The sequence below is a fragment of the Paenibacillus sp. JCM 9796 genome, assembly GCF_055379675.1.
This window is the reverse complement of record NZ_AP043723.1, coordinates 2,024,626-2,043,751: the sequence shown is the minus strand read 5'-3', so window position 1 is coordinate 2,043,751 and position 19,126 is coordinate 2,024,626. Positions and strand designations below refer to the sequence as shown.

The window sequence follows — 19,126 nt, the reverse complement described above, 5'->3', positions numbered from 1 at the left end:
TTCCTCCCTCGACAGAAGGGTGAGCGTATGTCGAAAAACAGTTGGATTGCAGATAATTTGGAGAATGCTCTAGATACCTGGGAGCAGAAAATGAATGAAATCTGGCACCTTGTTACCCAGTCACCAGTCGATTTCAAGGGGGGCACCATTTGGCGCATCATCACGGATATTCACGGCGCGTTACAGGCAACGGGACTGGCGCTGCTGGTTTTATTTTTTGTCGTCGGTGTGATGAAAACAGCGGGTAATTTTGCCGAACTGAAGCGGCCGGAGCTGGCGGTCAAGTTATTTGTCCGATTTGTGCTGGCCAAGGCAGTTGTCACCTATGGTTTGGAACTGATGATGGCTCTGTTTACGATTGTGCAGGGCATCATCTCGACGATGATGTCCCGTTCGGGGTTTGGTGCGGTGGATGGCATGTCGCTGCCGGACACGATTACCCAGGCGATCGAAGATGTCGGGTTTTGGCAAAGCATACCACTCTGGGTCGTCTCTTTGCTGGGCAGCCTGTTTATTACCGTTCTGTCCTTCATCATGATTCTTTCTGTGTACGGGCGTTTTTTTCGGATTTATCTGTATACAGCGATTGCTCCGGTTCCGCTCGCCTCATTCGCTGGCGAGCCGAGCCAGAGTATCGGCAAATCATTTTTGAAAGGATATGCAGCCGCCTGTATGGAAGGGGCGATCATCGTGCTGGCGTGCATCATCTACGCGGCGTTTGCCAGCGCGCCCCCGGCTGTCGAAGCTGGCTCTGGCGCGGTCACGATGGTATGGACGTACATCGGAGAACTCATTTTTAACATGCTGGTCTTGGTCGGCACGGTGAAGATGGCCGACCGGGTCGTTCGGGAGATGATGGGTTTATAGGCGGGAATTATTGGATGGCGGTCAGAAACAGCTTCAGCAGCGCCAGCGAGTCTTTGCGCTGTTTGTCTGTGCATTGCTGGAGCGCGGCCATAATCAGCTCAATTTCATTGGAAGGTTCAGCGTAAACGTTTTGTAGCAGCAAATCATTCGGAGACAGTTTCAGCACATGACAGATGCTGAGCATCGTTTCTATCGACATGCCGGCTTTCCCCCGCTCAATGTCCGCGCAAAACCGGGGAACACGCCCGATCTGCTCGGCCAGTTGCTCGCGTGACATGCCCCATGCTTCTCTCCGTTTGCGTATCCGCTGGCCTACTATTTTTTTATCGTAAACGTGCATCGCTTGTCATCTCTTTCCGAATAGGAGTTCATAGTTCCTATTATGGACAAGCACAGAATTGACTTACATGAGTTTTGAAATTACTATCAGGGGGGGCTAAAAACTCATATCCAGATATGTTAATCGGTAGCCCATCTGAAAACAAGGCGGTGGAAGAATGAGCAATCTATTGCGTAAATTGGAGAAAGAACGACAGGAGCTGAACAAGCTAGGCGAGCAGTCATTGAAGCAATCCATTCGATTATCCGACAACCAGGAATTGCAGGAGCAAAGTCGCAAAGTGGATGAATTGCTCGTTCGTTATGAGCGTACCCGACGCAAACGGCATCGGAGACATGGTAGATGAGAGGTGTGGGCAAACGATGAAATTTCCGCCATGGTTCAGAGAAGCGATTCAAAAACGGCTAGACAATGTATCCGATCTTATTGAAAATCACTCCGAACTTAGCCGCATTCGGGAAAACGAAAGAAAAGCATTTGAACGCTTATTCGCGGGCATGGACATCGGGCGCATGCCGGAATTTGCGGGTTGGGAAGATTGTCAGCACCTCAAGCAAGCAATTATGAATGAATGGCTATATCTGCAAGGTCTGAAAGATGGCATACAGCTTGCGTCCGCGTTATCGAGTCATCTTCATCCGTTCGATGAGCAGGGCTTCGCCAACATAGATAGTCGCCAGCCCGATGCACGGGCGGCAGATTCGGGAGGTCCTACACATGGAAGTCAAAATTAACCGGGAAATCCGGGAATATACCGAGAGCTTGTTTTTTGGACTGTCCTTGCGGCAGTTCTTTTTTTCAGTATTGGCCGTTCTGGTGGCAATTGGCTTGTACTTTGCTTTGCGAGACCGCTTCGGCGTGGAGACGCTCAGTTGGATGTGCATTCTGGGAGCCGCCCCCTGCGCCGCGCTCGGGTTTATTCACTACCACGGCATGACGGCAGAGCAGCTTCTGTGGACGTATGTAAAATCCGAATTTCTCATGCCCAAACGGCTGGTTTATCGCGCGACGAACATTTACTACGAGGTGCTGCATAAGTATGTCCAGCAGCGTGAGCAAGGAGAGTGAAGCTCGTGATTAAAACGCTTAAACGAATTATCAAGCAAGACAAGGAACGGTTCGCCATTCCGAAGGGTGTCCAGCAAGTCATCCCGATTCGTGCCATCTGGCCGGATGGGATTTTTTTTGTGGGCAACAAGTTTTCTAAGTCGTACCGATTTGAAGACATGAACTACGCTGTCGCCTCCAGAGAAGACAAGGAAGCAATGTTCCTAGCCTATTGCGAACTGCTTAATTCTCTCGATAGCGGCGCGACGACGAAAATCACGATTCATAACCGACGTTTAAATCGGCTGGACGTGGAAGACACCTTGCTGATCCCCCATCGTCAGGACGGACTTGATGGATACCGCGAGGAATACAACCAGATGTTGCTCGACAAGGCGATGGGCGCAAACGGCACTTTTCAGGAAAAATATATTACGGTATCTGTGGTCAAAAGAAATGTGGAGGATGCCCGTCAGTATTTCGCCAGAATCGGTTCGGAACTGATGGCGCATTTCTCGCGTCTTGGTTCCGCATGCGTGGAACTGGATGCGATAGATCGCCTGCGCATGCTCCATGATTTTTTTCGAATTGGCGAGGAGGCTGACTATCACTTTGACTTGTCCGCTACCATGCGCAAGGGACATGACTTCAAGGATTACATCAGTCCGGATACGTTTGAGTTCGAACGGGATTACTTTCGGATGGGACGCTACTTTGGCCGTGTCGTTTTTCTACGGGAATACGCGAGCTACATCAAGGACAGCATGGTGGCTGAATTATGCGACCTAAACCGGAACTTGCTGCTATCTCTTGATGTGATACCGATTCCGACCGATGAGGCCGTCCGCGAAGTGGAAAACCGGCTGCTCGGCGTGGAGACGAATATAACGAATTGGCAGCGGCGGCAAAACAACAATAATAATTTCTCTGCCGTTGTTCCTTATGATATGGAGCAACAACGCAAGGAAAGCAAGGAGTTTCTGGACGATCTGACGACACGCGACCAGCGCATGATGTTCGGACTGCTGACAATGGTGCATATTGCGGAGAGCAAGGAGCAGTTGGACAACGATACCGAAGCCCTGTTGACAACTGCTCGCAAGCATCTATGCCAGTTAGCACCGCTGACCTTTCAGCAAATGGACGGACTCAATACGGTGCTTCCGTATGGATTGCGCAAGGTACATGCGTTGCGAACTTTGACGACGGAAAGCACTGCCGTTTTCATTCCATTCCGGGCACAGGAGGTCATCCATCCCGGCGGTATGTATTACGGCCAAAATGTCATCAGTAAGAATATGATTATGGCCAACCGCAAGCAACTGTTAAACGGGAACAGTTTCATTCTGGGGGTATCCGGCTCAGGTAAAAGTTTTACGGCAAAGCGTGAGATAGTCAATCTGGTGCTAGCAGGCGATGACGACGTGATCCTGATTGACCCTGAGCGTGAATATTCTGCGCTGGTGGAAGCACTGGGCGGCGAAACGGTCCATATTTCCGCAACCTCGCCGAATCATATTAATGCCATGGATATCAATCGGCAGTACGGCGACGGGGCCAATCCAATCATCCTCAAGTCGGAGTTTGTTCTGTCGCTGTGCGAACAACTGATGGGCGGCTATCCCCTTGGCGCAAAGGAGAAGTCGTTGATCGACCGCTGCACCGCAAAAGTGTATCGAACTTATTTGCAAAGCAATTTCAAAGGCGACCCGCCTACTTTGCAACATTTTCACGCTGAACTGCTCAAGCAATCTGAACCAGAAGCGCAAGACATTGCTCTGGCGATTGAGTTGTTTACTTCCGGCAGTCTGAATACGTTCGCAAAGCCTACTAATGTTAATGTCTATAACCGGCTCATTTGCTATGATATTCTTGACTTGGGAAAGCAGCTGCTCCCGATTGGCATGTTAGTCGTACTGGATAGTATCCTGAATCGGATTACACAAAACCGGGCAAAGGGAAAAAATACGTTTATCATTATCGACGAGATTTATCTGTTGTTCCAGCATGAATATAGCGCCAACTTTCTTTTCACGCTTTGGAAGCGTGTCCGAAAGTATGGCGCCTTTTGTACGGGAATTACGCAAAACGTGGACGATTTGCTGCAAAGCCATACGGCACGTACCATGTTAGCAAATAGTGAATTTATCGTCATGTTGAATCAGGCCAGCACCGATCGGATGGAGCTTGCCGAGTTGCTTAATATTTCAGACCTGCAACTCTCATACATCACGAATGTAGACGCCGGAAATGGACTTATGAAGGTAGGCAGTTCCCTTGTTCCATTTACCGACAAATTCCCGCGGAATACGAAACTGTATCGCCTAATGACGACAAAGCCCGGGGAGGGATAACAAAACAGCAGTAAGCGGTTGGTCGCCATTAGATCCATCCGCTTACTATTTTATAAAGATGGTGACAGATAGTAGGGATGATTAATAAGATGATTAGTAAGATCATTGAATGTAGGGGATATTTATGGTACAATAAGGCCACGAAAAGGAGCTGGATGTTATGCCTAAAATAATCCCAATTCGCGATTTGAAAAATACGAGTGAAATTTCTCAAATGTGTCAAGAATCTGATGAGCCTATTTTTATTACCAAGAACGGATATGGAGACATGGTTCTCATGAGCATGAAAACGTATGAGGAAAAGATGTTTATGCTTGATGTCTACGAAAAGCTGAATGCAGCTGAAAAACAATTGGCGGAAGAAAAAGTTCTTGATGGCGAATCTTCATTAAAAAGCATAAGAGAAAAATACGATGTATAGATTGATTGTCACAGAACTTGCTCATCAGGATTTAGATAATATTGTTTCATACATTGCAGTTCAGCTGGCAAATCCAACAGCTGCTTCTGATTTCCTTGACGAGGTTGATAAGTGTTATGCTCATCTAAGAAATAACCCTGTAATGTATCCTAAGTGTCAAGATAATCGATTGGAGAAGGAAGGTTATCGAAAGGCGGTTATAAAGAATTATATTCTTGTCTATAAAGTGGACGAAGGCGCAGAAAAGGTAGTTATTTTACGCTTCTTTTATGGAGCACAAGACTATAATAAATTAATATAGAAACATAATATAATCGAAAGCAACTCTTATCTAGGTTGCTTTTTTCTATGCTTTATATATAAATAACAATGCAGTTACCAAGGAAATACGAAATAAGAGATTTTTCAACTGAATCATTCTATAAAGATCGAGATAGATGGAAGAAGCAAATAATTAGGAACAACATACCAATGTAGAATAACCCCTGGCCAACGGCTAGGGGTAACACATTCCTATATAGGCACAGATAAATGGTCAACTTTTTGGGAGTTCAGTTCTCGTTCAAAGTCTTCGCAAACCTCGCTATACACGGATCTCTCCATCATGCTTATCATACATTATGCAACGGTGTCGTTACTAGGCACGTGCGCTTTTTCCCCGGCAAGTTTTGAAAATTTCTTCTCCTGTTTCGAGTAATTAGTTTTTTGTTGCTCAAGATAAAGTTTCATTTTTAAATGCCAATCCACCTTTTTTGTCGGCAACAATCTTCATGATTGAGGGTGTAGGCACCGCATTGTGTAATAGGTGAAGTTATTGCATACCTCCCTTAGGGGCGAATTCGTGATGTTTGCATCACGTATAACAGTCTATGCTAGATAGCATAACATGAACACGGCATGTGCCCAAAATATGATACGAAACCTGAATTCAACAAAGTATGGAAAGATGTATAAATCAAATGGCAAGTTTGATTTATCGTACGCAAAGTAGACATTTTACGCTGTAACCGATTGTTCGTGACCTCATACAGTAGCTTTACTTGTAAATCAAGACTAATTGGGGCGTAAATTCCCCAGAAACAAATGGATAAGACTTTCAGCCGTTTGGAAATAATATACGGGAAGCCGCAAAGGCAGAAGTTTGAAGTACATCTAAAAGTTACAGATGAAAATCCAAGATGGAGGATTTCGCATGAATAAGCGTTTAAAGATCAATATCCTTTTCTTCGCAGTAATATTGACATTAACTGCATGCACACCGGGAGCTACACAAGGCCAACAAACACAAAAAGGTCAAGTAAACGTCGATCAACAGAAAAACAAAGCGTCAGAGCCTCCTTGGATCGCTTCTAAAAATACAACACGTATTAACAACAGTGATCCTTTTCAAACGGCCGTATTGGTGTCCAAAACGGTTTGGATGGCGACAAACGAAAAGAACCAGCCCGGTGGTGTTATTCTGGCCAACCCAGAAGATTGGCAATCCGCACTAGTAAGTGCAGATTTAATTCATCATCCGAATAATGGCCCCGTATTATTTGTGAATAAGAATAATGTGCCAGAGATTACGAAAAATGAATTAAAAAGGCTCAATCCTGTAGGATCGACTTTGAATAACGGAACACAAGTTATTTTGGTCGGAAATCTGGATCAAAATGTTGAGCAGGAAATCAAAGGAATGGGCTTTAAAATAGATTGGATTAAGGGTGAAGGTCCCGCAGCTATCGCTAAAACAGTAGATGATTATTATGCAAGAATTTCACAGGGCTATCCACAATCTGTAATTATAGGCTCTCTGGATAGCCAAGAATATTCACTGCCGGCAATTAACTGGATTGCACACATGCCTGAGCCGCTACTGTATGTAACAAAGGATGAGATTCCAACGGATACAATAGAAGCATTAAAGCTTAGAAATGGAAAGGCATCTATTTATTTATTGGGACCAAAGAGCATTATATCCGAAAATGTTGAAAAACAATTAGGACAGTACGGAAAGGTCGTTCGGATCTCTGGAAACGACCCTTATGAAAATGCCGTTGCATTTGCTAAATATAAAGACCCCGAGACCGGATTTGGATGGGGAATCACTTCACCGGGACATAACTTTTCGTTTATTAGTCTGAATACAGCATCATTGGCTCTCGCAGCAGCGCCTTTCTCACATCTGGGCAAACATGCTCCTATTCTTTGGACTGATAAGGAGAAGATGCCGGACACTGTCATGGATTACATGATGACGGTTCAACCCAAATATAAGAAATCTCCAACGGAAGGGCCGTATAACCATTCTTGGTTAGTCGGCGATGAACAATCGTTGAATAGGGCTGCACAAGGAGAAATTGACGATATGCTGGAGATCATTTCTTCCACAGGCGAAGGACATGGGCAACATGAGGGAAATTCTAAAAACGGCATGTCGGAAATGCCGGCTATGGGTCATTAGATGTTAAATAAAAGGACTTACTTGCGATTGTCTTCATCGCGGGCGAGTTGAACAGGGAAAAGAGGAAAAGTCATGTTCCATTACACTGTTAAGACAGCAAAAACGCCTAAAGAAGCAATTTCAGCCCTTACTGAAAACCTAAAGGAAGAAAAATTCGGTGTCCTCTGGCAATTAGATATGCAGGAAAAACTTCATGAGAAAGGTGTTGATTTTGACAATACTTATCATATTCTTGAAGTATGCAATCCAAATGAAGCCAAACGTGTGCTTTCAGAAAATGCTTTGGTTGGTTATTTCCTCCCATGTAAGCTTGCCGTTTATGAAGAGAGCGGGAGTACCCGGATCGGCTTGCCGAAGCCTACGGCTTTAATCGGACTTGTAGAGAACGATGAACTGATGGCTATCGCTTCAGATATCGAGAAGCGGCTTATAGCCTGCGTGGAAAAAAAGCCGTTAATCCGCGATATCCAAAGGACGTTGTGATTAACGCCTCTGGTCTGAAAATATCATTAGCTATAAGGTACGTCTAGACACTGCCTCCGGGTATGTGTCATTTTTCATTGAAATTTAGTGTTTTTGGTATGAGAAAAATGGACTTAAAAAAAAAAACTACTGTTCGAAAAAATAGTGACATAAGGGACGGATTAATGAACTGGATGATGGATGGTATGTTCGGAATGTGAATCGTCATGTTTATTGGAATGGCTTTGATTATTGCGGTATCCGGATTTACTGTCTATATCGTTATTAGAAAATTGCTTCAGCGCAAACACCCGAATTTGCGGATAATAATGATTGACAATTACCATAGGGGGGTATACTATAAATACAAGGAGGTGCAATTTAGTGGAAATCATACAAACTGGGGTTACAGATGTTCAAGAACATTGTTGTTCGAGTTTAGATGAACGGAAAAGTCATCATTCCAGTAAAACGAAAGCTGCACTAACAGCTCGATTAAATCGGATTGAAGGACAGGTCCGAGGTATAAAAGGGTTAATCGAAAAGGATACTTATTGTGATGATGTTTTGAATCAAATTGCCGCGGTTCAATCCGCTCTGAACGGCGTAGGAAAACTGTTATTGGCCGAACATTTAAAAAGCTGTGTTGTGGAACGAATACAAGATGGTGAAGTCGAGGTTATTGAAGAACTATTGAAAACAATGAATACTTTAATGAAGTAAATTTCAAATAAAGGAGACCCGTAACATGCAAAATCAAACATTGAAAGTGGAAGGCATGTCTTGCAATCATTGTGTAAATTCTATTGAAGGAGCACTGCGAAATATTGGGGTAACCGCAAAAGTTGATCTAAAAAATGGTACAGTTCAGGTTCAGTATGATGAAAATAACGTTAATCTTGAGAAAATCAAACATGAAATTGAAGAGCAAGGCTATGATGTGGTTTGAAATTTAACGAAGTAGTCACTCGCATCGAGTGACTATTTTCCATCATTTTTTTACTCAAAATTATACCCCCCATGGGTACATGAAAAGGTGACTACAGATGGAATCCAATCAAATCGAATTGAAGCAAAGTTCCCTGCAAATTACTGGTATGACCTGCGCCGCGTGTGCGAATCGTATTGAAAAAGGCTTGAATAAGTTGGAAGGGGTTAAAGAGGCCAATGTTAATTTCGCGATGGAGCGGGCGACGATAACGTACGATCCTACAGTAATGGATCTTTCAAAAATGGAACAAAGCATACAAAAACTGGGGTACGGGACGGCAAAGGAAACAATCGACCTGCAGCTTAGTGGTATGACGTGCGCAGCCTGTGCAAACAAGATTGAAAAATCGCTTAACAAGCTGCCGGGTGTTACGAATGCAACTGTCAACTTTGCGATGGAAACAGCTCATGTGGAATATAGCCCGACGGAAGTTACTGTCGCCGATATGCAGAACCAAGTAGAAAAACTAGGTTATAAAGCAATGCCAAAACAAGCTCAAAGTAATTTGGAGGAACATCGGCATCAAGAGATAATACATCAAAAGCGTAAGCTATTCATTTCAGTCCTATTAAGTTTGCCGTTGTTGTGGTCGATGGTTAGCCACTTTTCATTCACATCGTGGATCTGGATGCCTGAATTATTTATGAATCCGTGGTTCCAATTGGCACTTGCCACCCCAGTCCAGTTTTATATCGGAAAGCAGTTTTATGTGGGTGCCTTTAAGGCTTTACGTAACAAAAGCGCCAATATGGATGTGCTTATTGCACTAGGAACGTCTGCAGCCTATTTCTATAGTTTGTATTTATCGATTGTGTGGGCATCATCTGCGGATGCTGCACATCATGGACCGGATCTGTATTTTGAGACAAGCGCCGTATTGATTACATTGGTTGTTCTCGGAAAACTATTCGAATCTCAGGCGAAGGGACGAACGTCCGAAGCGATCAAAAAACTTATGGGCTTACAAGCCAAAACCGCGCTAGTCGTGCGCGATGGACAGGAACTGACCATTCCGGTTGAAGAAGTAGTGACCGGAGATATCGTACTTGTGAAGCCGGGTGAGAAAGTTCCCGTAGATGGAGAAGTGGTCGAGGGAACGTCATCCGTAGATGAATCGATGTTAACCGGAGAGAGTATTCCCGTAGAGAAAAACGTAGGCGACTTTGTCATTGGAGCGACCGTTAACAAGAACGGAAGATTGAGAGTAAAGGCAACAAAAGTCGGTAAGGAAACAGCGCTGGCTCAAATAATTAAAGTTGTGGAAGAAGCACAAGGTTCGAAAGCGCCGATCCAACGGGTAGCGGATCGCATCTCCGGCATCTTTGTACCGATTGTAGTCGCCATTGCGGTTTTAGCCTTTGGGGTTTGGTACTTCATTGTAACACCAGGCGATTTTGCCAGTGCATTGGAAAAATCGATAGCTATCCTTGTTATCGCTTGTCCGTGTGCGCTAGGTCTTGCAACGCCAACCTCAATTATGGCGGGCTCCGGTCGTGCAGCAGAGATGGGCGTTCTGTTCAAAGGCGGAGAACATTTGGAATCGACGCATAAAATCGAGGCGATCATCTTGGACAAAACCGGCACGATTACAAAAGGTGAGCCGGAATTGACCGATGTATGGGTCGATAATATGGAGGAATCGGATTTCCTGCGCCTAGTCGGTGCAGCTGAGAAGAGTTCGGAACACCCGCTTGCGGAGGCGATCGTGTCAGGTGTTAAGGGGAGAGGTCTGGAACTTCCCGAAGCTAGCGAGTTTGAAGCCGTCCCGGGATACGGCATCCGCGCTGTTGTAGAAGGAAAGGTGATCTTGGCCGGTACCCGCCGTTTAATGGCCAAGTATGGCGTAACTGCGGAGCAGGCGTTCGATCAGATGTCGAAGTTAGAGCAGGAAGGGAAAACAGCGATGCTTATTGCGATCGATCAACAATATGCCGGAATAGTAGCCGTGGCTGATACGATTAAAGAGACTTCAAAAACGGCTGTTGATCGCCTCAAGCGGATGGGACTAGAAGTAATCATGATTACGGGGGACAACGAGCGGACGGCTCGGGCCATTGCATCGCAAGTCGGTATTGATAATGTGTTGGCCGAAGTGTTGCCAGCGGGAAAAGCGGAAGAGGTCAAGAAATTACAGTCGCAAGGCAAAAAGGTGGCGATGGTTGGCGACGGTATCAACGACGCTCCAGCCCTGGCACTGGCGGATATCGGGATGGCGATCGGTACTGGAACCGATGTAGCCATGGAAGCAGCTGATGTAACATTGATGCGTGGTGATTTAAATAGTATACCTGATGCGATATTTATGAGCCGTAAGACAATGCGGAACATTAGGCAGAATTTATTCTGGGCTCTTGCTTATAACTCCGCTGGAATCCCGATTGCGGCAATTGGCTTGTTGGCGCCATGGGTGGCTGGAGCGGCAATGGCGTTCAGTTCCGTTTCCGTAGTGTTAAATGCATTGAGATTGCAGAGAGTGAAAATTTAAGTTTGAACTAAGCTTCATATATATTGAAAAGGGAGAGTGAAAATCAAATGGCTTTTCAGAAATTTGCCGTAACACCTGGGTTTGGAGTGGGTGGTACAATATTTAAGCCTAACCAGCTTGCATTGCTAGGTTCCATCGTAGGGGAAGATGCCCAGATTGAAATGACGACATTCAAGCAGCTTTATGTGGCATTGCAAGAAGAACGTGTGCAAGAAGTGCAGAAACAATTGCAGGAAGCAGGCTTGGAGATTCACCCTGCAGGCTTTTATTCGAAAAGTTTAATTGCATGCAATTTTTGCAGAGGAGCAGAGGATGCAGGGTTGGATGTAGCCGAAACACTCGATAAGGCAATTGTCGGTCATCCAGTTCCCAGTCCATTGAAGATTGGTTATGCAGGTTGTGCGCTCGGTACGAGCGAGCCTTTACTAAAAGACATTGCTATCGTGAAAATGAAAGATAGATATGATCTCTATGTTGGTGGCGATGCCAAAGGTTTGAAGGCGCGGCTTGCGCAGTTGTTAGTACCTGGCCTTAGAGCAGAACAGCTTATTCCTGCAGTCACCCGATTGATTACAGACTTTCAGCAGAACGGAAAAAAGAAAGAGACCTACGCCAGATATGCGGAACGTATATCGCTGGAAAAATTACGAGAAGTTGCTGAAGCAGCTTAATATTTCAGAGGGGACTACTAGTGAAAGAACAGTATAAGGTTGGTGCTGAGCGGTATTTTAGGAAAATCCAATTTAGTTATATCTTATAATCGCTGTATAAATAAAGTAAATGGATGCCAAGGAAATAGTATAGCAGTCCGAAGTTATTTTAACTTTGTACTGCTATACTGTAATTCTTAGATAAAAACTAAAGCGATATGCATTTTCAAAATATTACAAAGGATATTTCAAGGATCTTAAGATCTTGACATTGCACTTTTTAATACACTACAATAAGTAGTGTATTTTTTCAATTCCGTTCATGAAAAGGAAAAGTTCAGTGAAAACATTCTATCATTTTTTTCTTCTATTCGTCTCGTTCATATTCGTTTTTCAAAATACGGTATATGCAACGAAAGATGATCAGCATTTTTCGCTCAACAGCGAAGCTGCTATCTTAATTGACGGAGCAACAGGCACCATATTGTATGAAAAAGAAAGTAATCGCTTAATGTATCCCGCAAGTATCACGAAAATCGTAACAGGGATAATAGCTATAGAAGAGGGCAATTTGGACGATATTGTAACCGTTAGCGAAACAGCTAGAAATGTTATTGGTACGAGAGTTTATTTACTTGAAGGGGAACAGGTTACATTATTAAAACTTGTCCAAGGACTGCTTATTAATTCAGGCAATGATGCGGGAACAGCGATTGCGGAATATTTTGATGGAAGTGAAGCCCAATTTGCAGAACGTATGAATCAATTTGTCAGGGATACGGTTGGAGTTAAGAACACAAATTTTCAAAACCCGCATGGGCTATTTGATGAAAAACATCAAACAACTGCTTATGATATGGCAATTATTACGCAATACGCGATGAAAAACCCGATATTTCGTTCCATCGTTGGAACAAAGGAAATGGAGTGGATCGGGAAAGGATGGGAAACAACACTCTATAATCATAACAAACTACTATGGCGATACGAAGGAACAACAGGTGTAAAAAACGGATATGTGAGTCAGTCCGGAAACACGTTGGTTGCCTCTGTCAAGAGAGGGAATTCAGAATGGATTGCCGTTACCTTGAAAGCCGATTCGTCAGAATTAGCTTACGGTGATATGGTAAAATTGTTCGACTATGGATTTGAACATTTTCAAACCAATAAGATTACTTTAAATCCCTCAGCATTTGAGTCTTATATCGACCGTTTTGTAATCCCGGAACAATTAATCTTTACAAGCGATAAAGACGAAAAATTTGATATCCAGATCGATGATTCTGCTTTCCTAATCGTTGTTTTGAACTTTGACGGAAAAAAAATATATTCAAAAGAATTGGAAATCAATAATAATAAAGAACTTAAACGAGATAATACGGAAGATCCTTCAATTGAAAAAAAGGCAGCATCATCCCCATTCAGCACCAGTATAACATTTATGTTTATGTTAATTCTTACGGTCGTTATTCTAATCTTAAGGAAAAAGAGAAAGCAAAAAAAATTATCTAAACAAATTTTCGAAAATTAGAGAAAAATCCAAATAAAAAAAGAGGGATAACTGAAAGGGGGACAACCGTCCCCCTATCTCAGTCAAGCTGCCATTTTTCTGCATTCTTCAGCGCATTTTCTGCAAAGTTCGGCGCAGTGTTGGCAGTGTTCGTCTTTAAACTTCGCACATTCCGCCGCACAAGCATCACAAATGCTTGCGCAGATATTACAGATTTGTTTGGCATAGGGACTGTTACGTGACATGAATTGAGATGAGATTGAGCAAATATCTGCACAATCCCGCAGCAACTGAATGCATTGAATTCTTGCCTGCACATCCGGTTCATTCAAACACGCGGTTAGGCAATGTTCACAAGCTTGTACGCAGGCATTACATGTGTCGATACAAGATTGGTGATGCTGTGCAGTATGCGTTGTGACTGGCATGGAATAACACTCCTCCTTATATCGTTGGTTACTTCTTGATGTATAATTCCCAAATGATACATCTATATTCGTGAGGGCAGAGAACCATCTTCCTTTCATTTAATTAATCCGGAAAGATATTATAAAAACATCACCCCTTGCTTGGTTTTAAGGTCATCACGATTTGACCAAACTGTTAATATTAACAGGATTACCTTATGAAGGGGAACTATGTCATTGAAGCGAAGCGATCGTAAAGATATGCTGATTACATTTTCATCGGCTTTTGCTTTTTTAGTATATGAAGTATTCCTCTCCCGTTTTTTTTCGGTGATACTGGATTATAACTTCGTCTTTTTAACGATTTCCCTGGCAACATTAGGAATCGGTCTTGGCGGGTTTTTAGCCTACAAATCTTCAGGATTCGTCTTTAGAAACCGCAATGAATGGTTAGGGCTATTTGCTATCCTGTTGATTATTTCAGTTTTAACAATATATGTGCTTCCTTATCAGAATATATGGTTCTATTCGGCTGTAGCACTTTTACCTTTTTTCGCGGGTGGTTCGTTGCTTGCCGCAATCATGCAGGGGCAACGTGAAAATATTCGGACGATATATTTTTTCGATTTAGCCGGTGCCGGAATTGGTGCGGTATTTTCTATATGGTTAATGGATGTACTAGGTCCGATCGAAATGGTCAGTCTAATATCAGCGGCGCTAGTGTTCATTAGTTTTGTTTGCAGCGTCAAAACCGCTGCAAACCCATTAAAATATATATATATAACGGGTCTTGCTATCTTGATTTTCAACTTAGTTCAACCTTTTACTAACTTTCTTCCATTTCGTGCTTACCAAACGAGCCCGGCAAATTTGTTTTTAGGTGAAAAAGACACTCACATTGTTTATTCGGATTGGAATTCATTTTCTCGCACAGATGTATACGACGCGGGAGATGGGCAATTGTTATATATCACGATCGATGGCGGAGCAGTATCGCCAATTTCGAAATATACAGGCGATTTGCAGCAGGTCGATTATTTGCGATGGACAACGAGTTTTCTTGCTTTTCAAGATGTTACAAAAGAACGGGTCTTAATTATTGGTGCTGGCGGGGGACAAGAAGTCCTGACTGCAAAAATGGCCGGTTTTGAGCAGATTGAGGCAGTCGATATCAATCCAGGAAGTTTTCGGGCTGTTGAGGCAATGTCATCTTTTTCAGGCAATGTATTTAAACAGCCTGGCGTTAGGGAAATTGTATCCGATGGCCGTAACTATATCCGGCAAACCCAAAATCAGTATGACTTAATTTACTTATCGTTGGTAAAAAAGGAGTCAGAAAACGCTTTGGGTATGACCTTAACAGAAAACTATATGTTTACAGTTGAAGCGGTAGGAGAATATCTAAAGAAGTTAAAGCCGGGCGGAAGACTTGCCTTTCTGCTTCATAACGAAATGGAATTGGCGAAGGTTATGACTGCTGTTGAAAAATCCCTTAAAAGCGAAGGGGTTACCAACAATCGAATAAGTGATCACATTGCAGTGATTGGTACGTTTCAGCATCTTGGACACGAGGTTTGGGGTATGGGGGGAAGCGTGATAACACGGCCTCTGTTGATCATTAACAAGCGGCCGATTTCGTTAATGTTAGCCAACCGTTTAAAATCGGAAACGGAGAGCATACAGCAAATTCCGATTCACATTCCTCATGTAAATGATCAATACTCTTCGTTAAGTAAGTTATTAGCCGATCAGAAAGTCAACTTGGCTGCGAATAGCGACGATATGCCGTTCTTTTATAACAAAACAGGAAAAATCCCCTATTCGTTTATTTGGATCGTAGTTCTGACATTTTTGTTCGTATTTGTCTTTGCTAGAATAACGAAAAACGGATACGGAGGGACCGCCTATTTTTCAGGTATTGCCATCGGTTTTATTATCATTGAAACAACGCTTGTGCAACGGCTTATTTTACCGTTAGGCCATCCTACGTTGTCTTTTGTATTGGTTCTGGGTATTTTACTGATTGCCGGTGGAATCGGGAGTTTGTTATCCGGGATATGGTTCAATGGACAAACGAAACGATTTGTCCCTTTACTGATAATAACAATTCTTGCGATAGGAGTGAATTCGGGAATTACTTGGTACAATGAGCAAATGTTTTATTTGCCTTTGATTTATCGAATAGCAGTTGCAGCGATATTGTTATTCCCGCTGGGCTTTTTTATGGGTATGCCCTTTCCTTATGGTTTAACTCAAGTTTCGGAACGGCAGACGGCGGTAAGTTGGGCGATAAACGGATTGATGACAGTAGCCGGTTCCCTTCTTTCCGTAATGATTTCCATGACAATGGGATTTACCGTTGCAATGATGATCGGGGCCGCTGTTTACGGATTGCTATACATTGTGCATCCGAAATTGGTTTATAAATAAGTGAGAACAGGTAGTTACAATTATCCAAATATATACTACAATATGTAGTGTATTAAATTTTTAAATTTATTATGAGTGGTTGTACAACGGGAGAGGCAGAAAGTATGTTGAAAACTCTGAAGTACATATTTGCAACAATATTAGTCATCGGCCTTGTTATGACAAGCGCGTTCTTTACGTTGTTATTGTATTTAAAGATAACTGATCAGGAGTTTTTGATAGGTTCTAATCCCGATGACATGCGACAATCCGTCGCTATCTTAACTGAAAATAAAGATGATTATAATGAAAGTGATAATGTTGATCAGAAAAAAGAAAAGCTCGAATCGGCCTTTATTGACGCACCTGTCGTTCTTCAGTTACCCGAACTTTATAACGGATGTGAAATTGCAACATTAACGATGATGTTCAATTTTTACGGCATCGATAAAAGTAAAATGGATTTGCTTCCCGAACTAAAACAGGATCCTACGCCTATTGAGTATAATAAAGACGGAAGCATCCGCTATTGGGGAAACCCGAATTTAGGTTTTGTAGGAGATATAACAGGCAAGAAAAAAGGATACGGTATTTATCACACGGCATTATTTGAATTACTTATCAAATATATTCCAACCGGAATTGATTTTACCGGAAAAGACTTTGATGAACTGGAGCAACAAGTATCTGACGGTTTTCCGGTTCTGGTTTGGACAACCGTTTCATACACGAAGCCGTCTGAAAAGCAATGGATGGTGTGGGATTCCCCACTTGGGCCGATCCGGACGACGTTTCAAGAGCATACGGTGCTCTTGGTCGGTTACGACAATGATCATGTGTTTATAAACGACCCGCGAAAAAATCAAAAAGGAATTAAAGTCGATAAGAAACAATTTATTGAGAGTTGGGAAGCCTTAGGAAAACAGGCGCTATCCTACAGAGTAGATTAATTGCGAGGATGATAGGGTATGAAGAGCATTTTAATAGTCGATGATGAGGAAAAAATCCGCGATGTCATTAGTTCTTATTTGGTAAAGGAGGGGTACAACGTCGTTGAGGCGGGAACGGGTATAGAAGCCTTATCGTTTATCGAATCAACGGCAATCGACTTGGTCATACTGGATTTGATGCTTCCGGATATTCCTGGAGAAGAAGTATGCCAAAAAATTCGTCAGCAAAGCTCCGTTCCCATTCTTATGCTTACCGCAAAGGTTTCAGAAAATAATCGGATACAAGGTCTTTCGCTTGGTGCAGATGATTATTTGATTAAGCCTTTTGATGTTCGAGAGTTGGTTGCCAGGGTTAGGGCAATCCTTCGACGTTCCGATGACAGTTATTTACTTGCTGATCGCGTCTCTTTTAACGATGGCGAGCTTATTATCGATGTTTTACGCCATGAGGTATATTTAAATGGAGCTCCGATTGTGTTAACTCCGAACGAATATAAACTGCTGATGGTTTTAGCCCGACATCCTCAAAGACATTTTACAAGAGAAGAATTGGTGGAAAAAGTGTATGGTTTTGATTATGCGGGGGATGTTCGGTCCATTGATCAGCATGTTAAAAATTTACGTCAAAAAATTGAGCCGGATCCTAAAAAACCGGAATATATCGTTACCCTTTACGGTGTTGGGTATCGCTTTATGGGTGGTACTAGATGAGAAAAACCGGATTGCGTGCCCGCCTTTCCTTCATTTTTATTTTTACGGTGGCAGCCATACTCGTATTCGTTAGTATAAGTCTTATATTTGAGACGCATTATCACTTCTTGATGTATCAGAACCAGTCGATGGGAATGACTCACGATTTTTCTCAGCTTATTTATCATTTAGAACAAGCATTGATTCAATCCATCGTTTGGACATTTTTGGTAGCGCTTCTTTTGACCATCGGTATTAGCTTATATATAGCGAAACGAGTATCTGCGCCGCTGATCACAATGAAACATGTTGCGGAAAAAATGACACATGGACATTTAGAATCAAGGTCAAACATTAAAGGAAATGACGAGTTGGCGGATCTGGGAGCCTCATTAAATCGACTTGCAGAACAATTGCAAAATCAGGAACATTTGCGCAAAATAATGACTCAAGATATTGCACATGAATTGCGTACTCCGCTTGCAACGTTAAAAAGTCACATGCAAGCATTCCAAGATGGAGTTTGGCAACCGACACCGTCGCGGATTCAAGCCTGTTATGAAGAAATCGAGCGATTAATTCGTTTGGTTGCTGATTTGGAGCAACTCACACATATAGAATCCTCCCAATTTCGATTATCTTTGAAACAAGAAGACATAAGTAAGTTGATCCAACATGGAGTAAGCGTGGTATCAGCTGCCTACATGCAAAAAAATGTTCAACTCATAGTCAAAAGTGCTCCCTCAATCATCATACAGGTTGACAAGGAACGTCTTATTCAAGTTCTTGTTAATCTGTTAAGCAATGCTTTGGAATTTACCCCGGAAAATAGATATGTGGAAATAAAAGCGACGGATAAGGGGGAAAGTGTTCTTATCACTGTGAGTGATACTGGATCAGGTATTTCGCCTAAAGATTTGCCATATGTTTTCGAACGGTTTTATCGGGGGGACAAATCGCGAAATCGAAAATCCGGGGGTGGAGGTATTGGTCTTACAATCGTGAAAAAAATAGTCGAAGCCCACCATGGATCGGTATGGATTGAAAGCAACCATGGAACTATTGTTTATATTCAACTTCCTAAAAATTTGGATTAG

Annotated in this window: 20 protein-coding genes; 18 read left to right on the top strand and 2 right to left on the bottom strand. The window is 42.9% G+C overall.

The window, feature by feature from the left end; genetic code table 11:
• Positions 1 to 27 precede the first annotated feature (27 nt).
• Complete coding sequence (locus ACZ439_RS09760) at positions 28 to 867, top strand: VirB6/TrbL-like conjugal transfer protein, CD1112 family (RefSeq protein ID WP_127608049.1); 840 nt, start codon at positions 28 to 30, stop codon at positions 865 to 867.
• Between the two features lie 7 nt (positions 868 to 874).
• Here ACZ439_RS09760 and ACZ439_RS09755 read toward each other — a convergent pair whose 3' ends face one another.
• A complete protein-coding gene (locus tag ACZ439_RS09755; protein ID WP_127608048.1) occupies positions 875 to 1,207 on the bottom strand; it encodes a helix-turn-helix domain-containing protein in 333 nt (110 codons plus the stop codon).
• A gap of 157 nt (positions 1,208 to 1,364) precedes the next feature.
• Between ACZ439_RS09755 and ACZ439_RS09750 the strand changes: the two genes are divergently transcribed.
• From ACZ439_RS09750 to ACZ439_RS09690, 13 genes are all read left to right on the top strand, one after another.
• A complete protein-coding gene (locus ACZ439_RS09750) occupies positions 1,365 to 1,553 on the top strand; it encodes a hypothetical protein (RefSeq protein ID WP_054795922.1) in 189 nt (62 codons plus the stop codon).
• A gap of 16 nt (positions 1,554 to 1,569) precedes the next feature.
• Positions 1,570 to 1,941, top strand: a complete 372-nt coding sequence (locus ACZ439_RS09745) for a hypothetical protein (protein ID WP_127608047.1) — start codon at positions 1,570 to 1,572, stop codon at positions 1,939 to 1,941.
• Positions 1,925 to 2,275: a PrgI family protein gene (locus tag ACZ439_RS09740; RefSeq protein ID WP_127608046.1), complete on the top strand. Its 351-nt coding sequence runs from the start codon at positions 1,925 to 1,927 to the stop codon at positions 2,273 to 2,275. The genes ACZ439_RS09745 and ACZ439_RS09740 overlap by 17 nt, the downstream gene beginning before the upstream one ends.
• A 5-nt stretch (positions 2,276 to 2,280) precedes the next feature.
• Positions 2,281 to 4,608 (top strand): VirB4-like conjugal transfer ATPase, CD1110 family, encoded by a 2,328-nt coding sequence (locus ACZ439_RS09735; protein WP_127608045.1) that lies wholly within the window; start codon positions 2,281 to 2,283, stop codon positions 4,606 to 4,608.
• A 160-nt stretch (positions 4,609 to 4,768) separates the two neighbouring features.
• Positions 4,769 to 5,029 carry a type II toxin-antitoxin system Phd/YefM family antitoxin gene (locus ACZ439_RS09730; protein ID WP_127608044.1) on the top strand — a complete coding sequence of 87 codons (261 nt, stop codon included), beginning with the start codon at positions 4,769 to 4,771 and terminating at the stop codon, positions 5,027 to 5,029.
• Positions 5,022 to 5,330, top strand: coding sequence for a type II toxin-antitoxin system RelE/ParE family toxin (locus ACZ439_RS09725; protein ID WP_054795924.1), 309 nt, complete (start codon positions 5,022 to 5,024; stop codon positions 5,328 to 5,330). The genes ACZ439_RS09730 and ACZ439_RS09725 overlap by 8 nt, the downstream gene beginning before the upstream one ends.
• Positions 5,331 to 6,221: 891 nt before the next feature.
• The gene (locus ACZ439_RS09720) at positions 6,222 to 7,475 is read left to right on the top strand and encodes a cell wall-binding repeat-containing protein (RefSeq protein WP_054795925.1); all 1,254 of its coding nucleotides are present in this window, start codon (positions 6,222 to 6,224) and stop codon (positions 7,473 to 7,475) included.
• A 72-nt stretch (positions 7,476 to 7,547) separates the two neighbouring features.
• Complete coding sequence (locus tag ACZ439_RS09715; protein ID WP_127608043.1) at positions 7,548 to 7,958, top strand: DUF302 domain-containing protein; 411 nt, start codon at positions 7,548 to 7,550, stop codon at positions 7,956 to 7,958.
• A 363-nt stretch (positions 7,959 to 8,321) separates the two neighbouring features.
• Complete coding sequence (locus ACZ439_RS09710; RefSeq protein ID WP_372814415.1) at positions 8,322 to 8,660, top strand: metal-sensitive transcriptional regulator; 339 nt, start codon at positions 8,322 to 8,324, stop codon at positions 8,658 to 8,660.
• Positions 8,661 to 8,685: 25 nt separating this feature from the next.
• Complete coding sequence (copZ, locus tag ACZ439_RS09705) at positions 8,686 to 8,886, top strand: copper chaperone CopZ (RefSeq protein WP_054798833.1); 201 nt, start codon at positions 8,686 to 8,688, stop codon at positions 8,884 to 8,886.
• A 97-nt stretch (positions 8,887 to 8,983) separates the two neighbouring features.
• Entirely contained in the window at positions 8,984 to 11,413 is a 2,430-nt protein-coding gene (locus ACZ439_RS09700) for a heavy metal translocating P-type ATPase (RefSeq protein WP_127608042.1), read from the top strand.
• A gap of 47 nt (positions 11,414 to 11,460) precedes the next feature.
• A complete protein-coding gene (locus ACZ439_RS09695; protein ID WP_127608041.1) occupies positions 11,461 to 12,084 on the top strand; it encodes an NAD(P)/FAD-dependent oxidoreductase in 624 nt (207 codons plus the stop codon).
• Positions 12,085 to 12,403: 319 nt separating this feature from the next.
• Positions 12,404 to 13,594 carry a D-alanyl-D-alanine carboxypeptidase family protein gene (locus ACZ439_RS09690; protein WP_236595682.1) on the top strand — a complete coding sequence of 397 codons (1,191 nt, stop codon included), beginning with the start codon at positions 12,404 to 12,406 and terminating at the stop codon, positions 13,592 to 13,594.
• A 62-nt stretch (positions 13,595 to 13,656) separates the two neighbouring features.
• On the opposite strand, the gene ACZ439_RS09685 is transcribed toward ACZ439_RS09690, so the two are convergent.
• On the bottom strand, positions 13,657 to 14,001 hold the full coding sequence (locus ACZ439_RS09685) for a four-helix bundle copper-binding protein (protein WP_127608039.1): 345 nt from the start codon (positions 13,999 to 14,001) through the stop codon (positions 13,657 to 13,659).
• 216 nt (positions 14,002 to 14,217) lie between these two features.
• Between ACZ439_RS09685 and ACZ439_RS09680 the strand changes: the two genes are divergently transcribed.
• From ACZ439_RS09680 to ACZ439_RS09665, 4 genes are all read left to right on the top strand, one after another.
• Positions 14,218 to 16,410 carry a spermine synthase gene (locus tag ACZ439_RS09680; protein WP_127608038.1) on the top strand — a complete coding sequence of 731 codons (2,193 nt, stop codon included), beginning with the start codon at positions 14,218 to 14,220 and terminating at the stop codon, positions 16,408 to 16,410.
• A 104-nt stretch (positions 16,411 to 16,514) separates the two neighbouring features.
• Entirely contained in the window at positions 16,515 to 17,339 is an 825-nt protein-coding gene (locus ACZ439_RS09675) for a C39 family peptidase (protein WP_127608037.1), read from the top strand.
• Positions 17,340 to 17,357: 18 nt separating this feature from the next.
• Positions 17,358 to 18,050 carry a response regulator transcription factor gene (locus tag ACZ439_RS09670; RefSeq protein WP_127608036.1) on the top strand — a complete coding sequence of 231 codons (693 nt, stop codon included), beginning with the start codon at positions 17,358 to 17,360 and terminating at the stop codon, positions 18,048 to 18,050.
• Positions 18,047 to 19,126: a sensor histidine kinase gene (locus ACZ439_RS09665; protein WP_127608035.1), complete on the top strand. Its 1,080-nt coding sequence runs from the start codon at positions 18,047 to 18,049 to the stop codon at positions 19,124 to 19,126. Before ACZ439_RS09670 ends, ACZ439_RS09665 begins: the two co-directional genes overlap by 4 nt.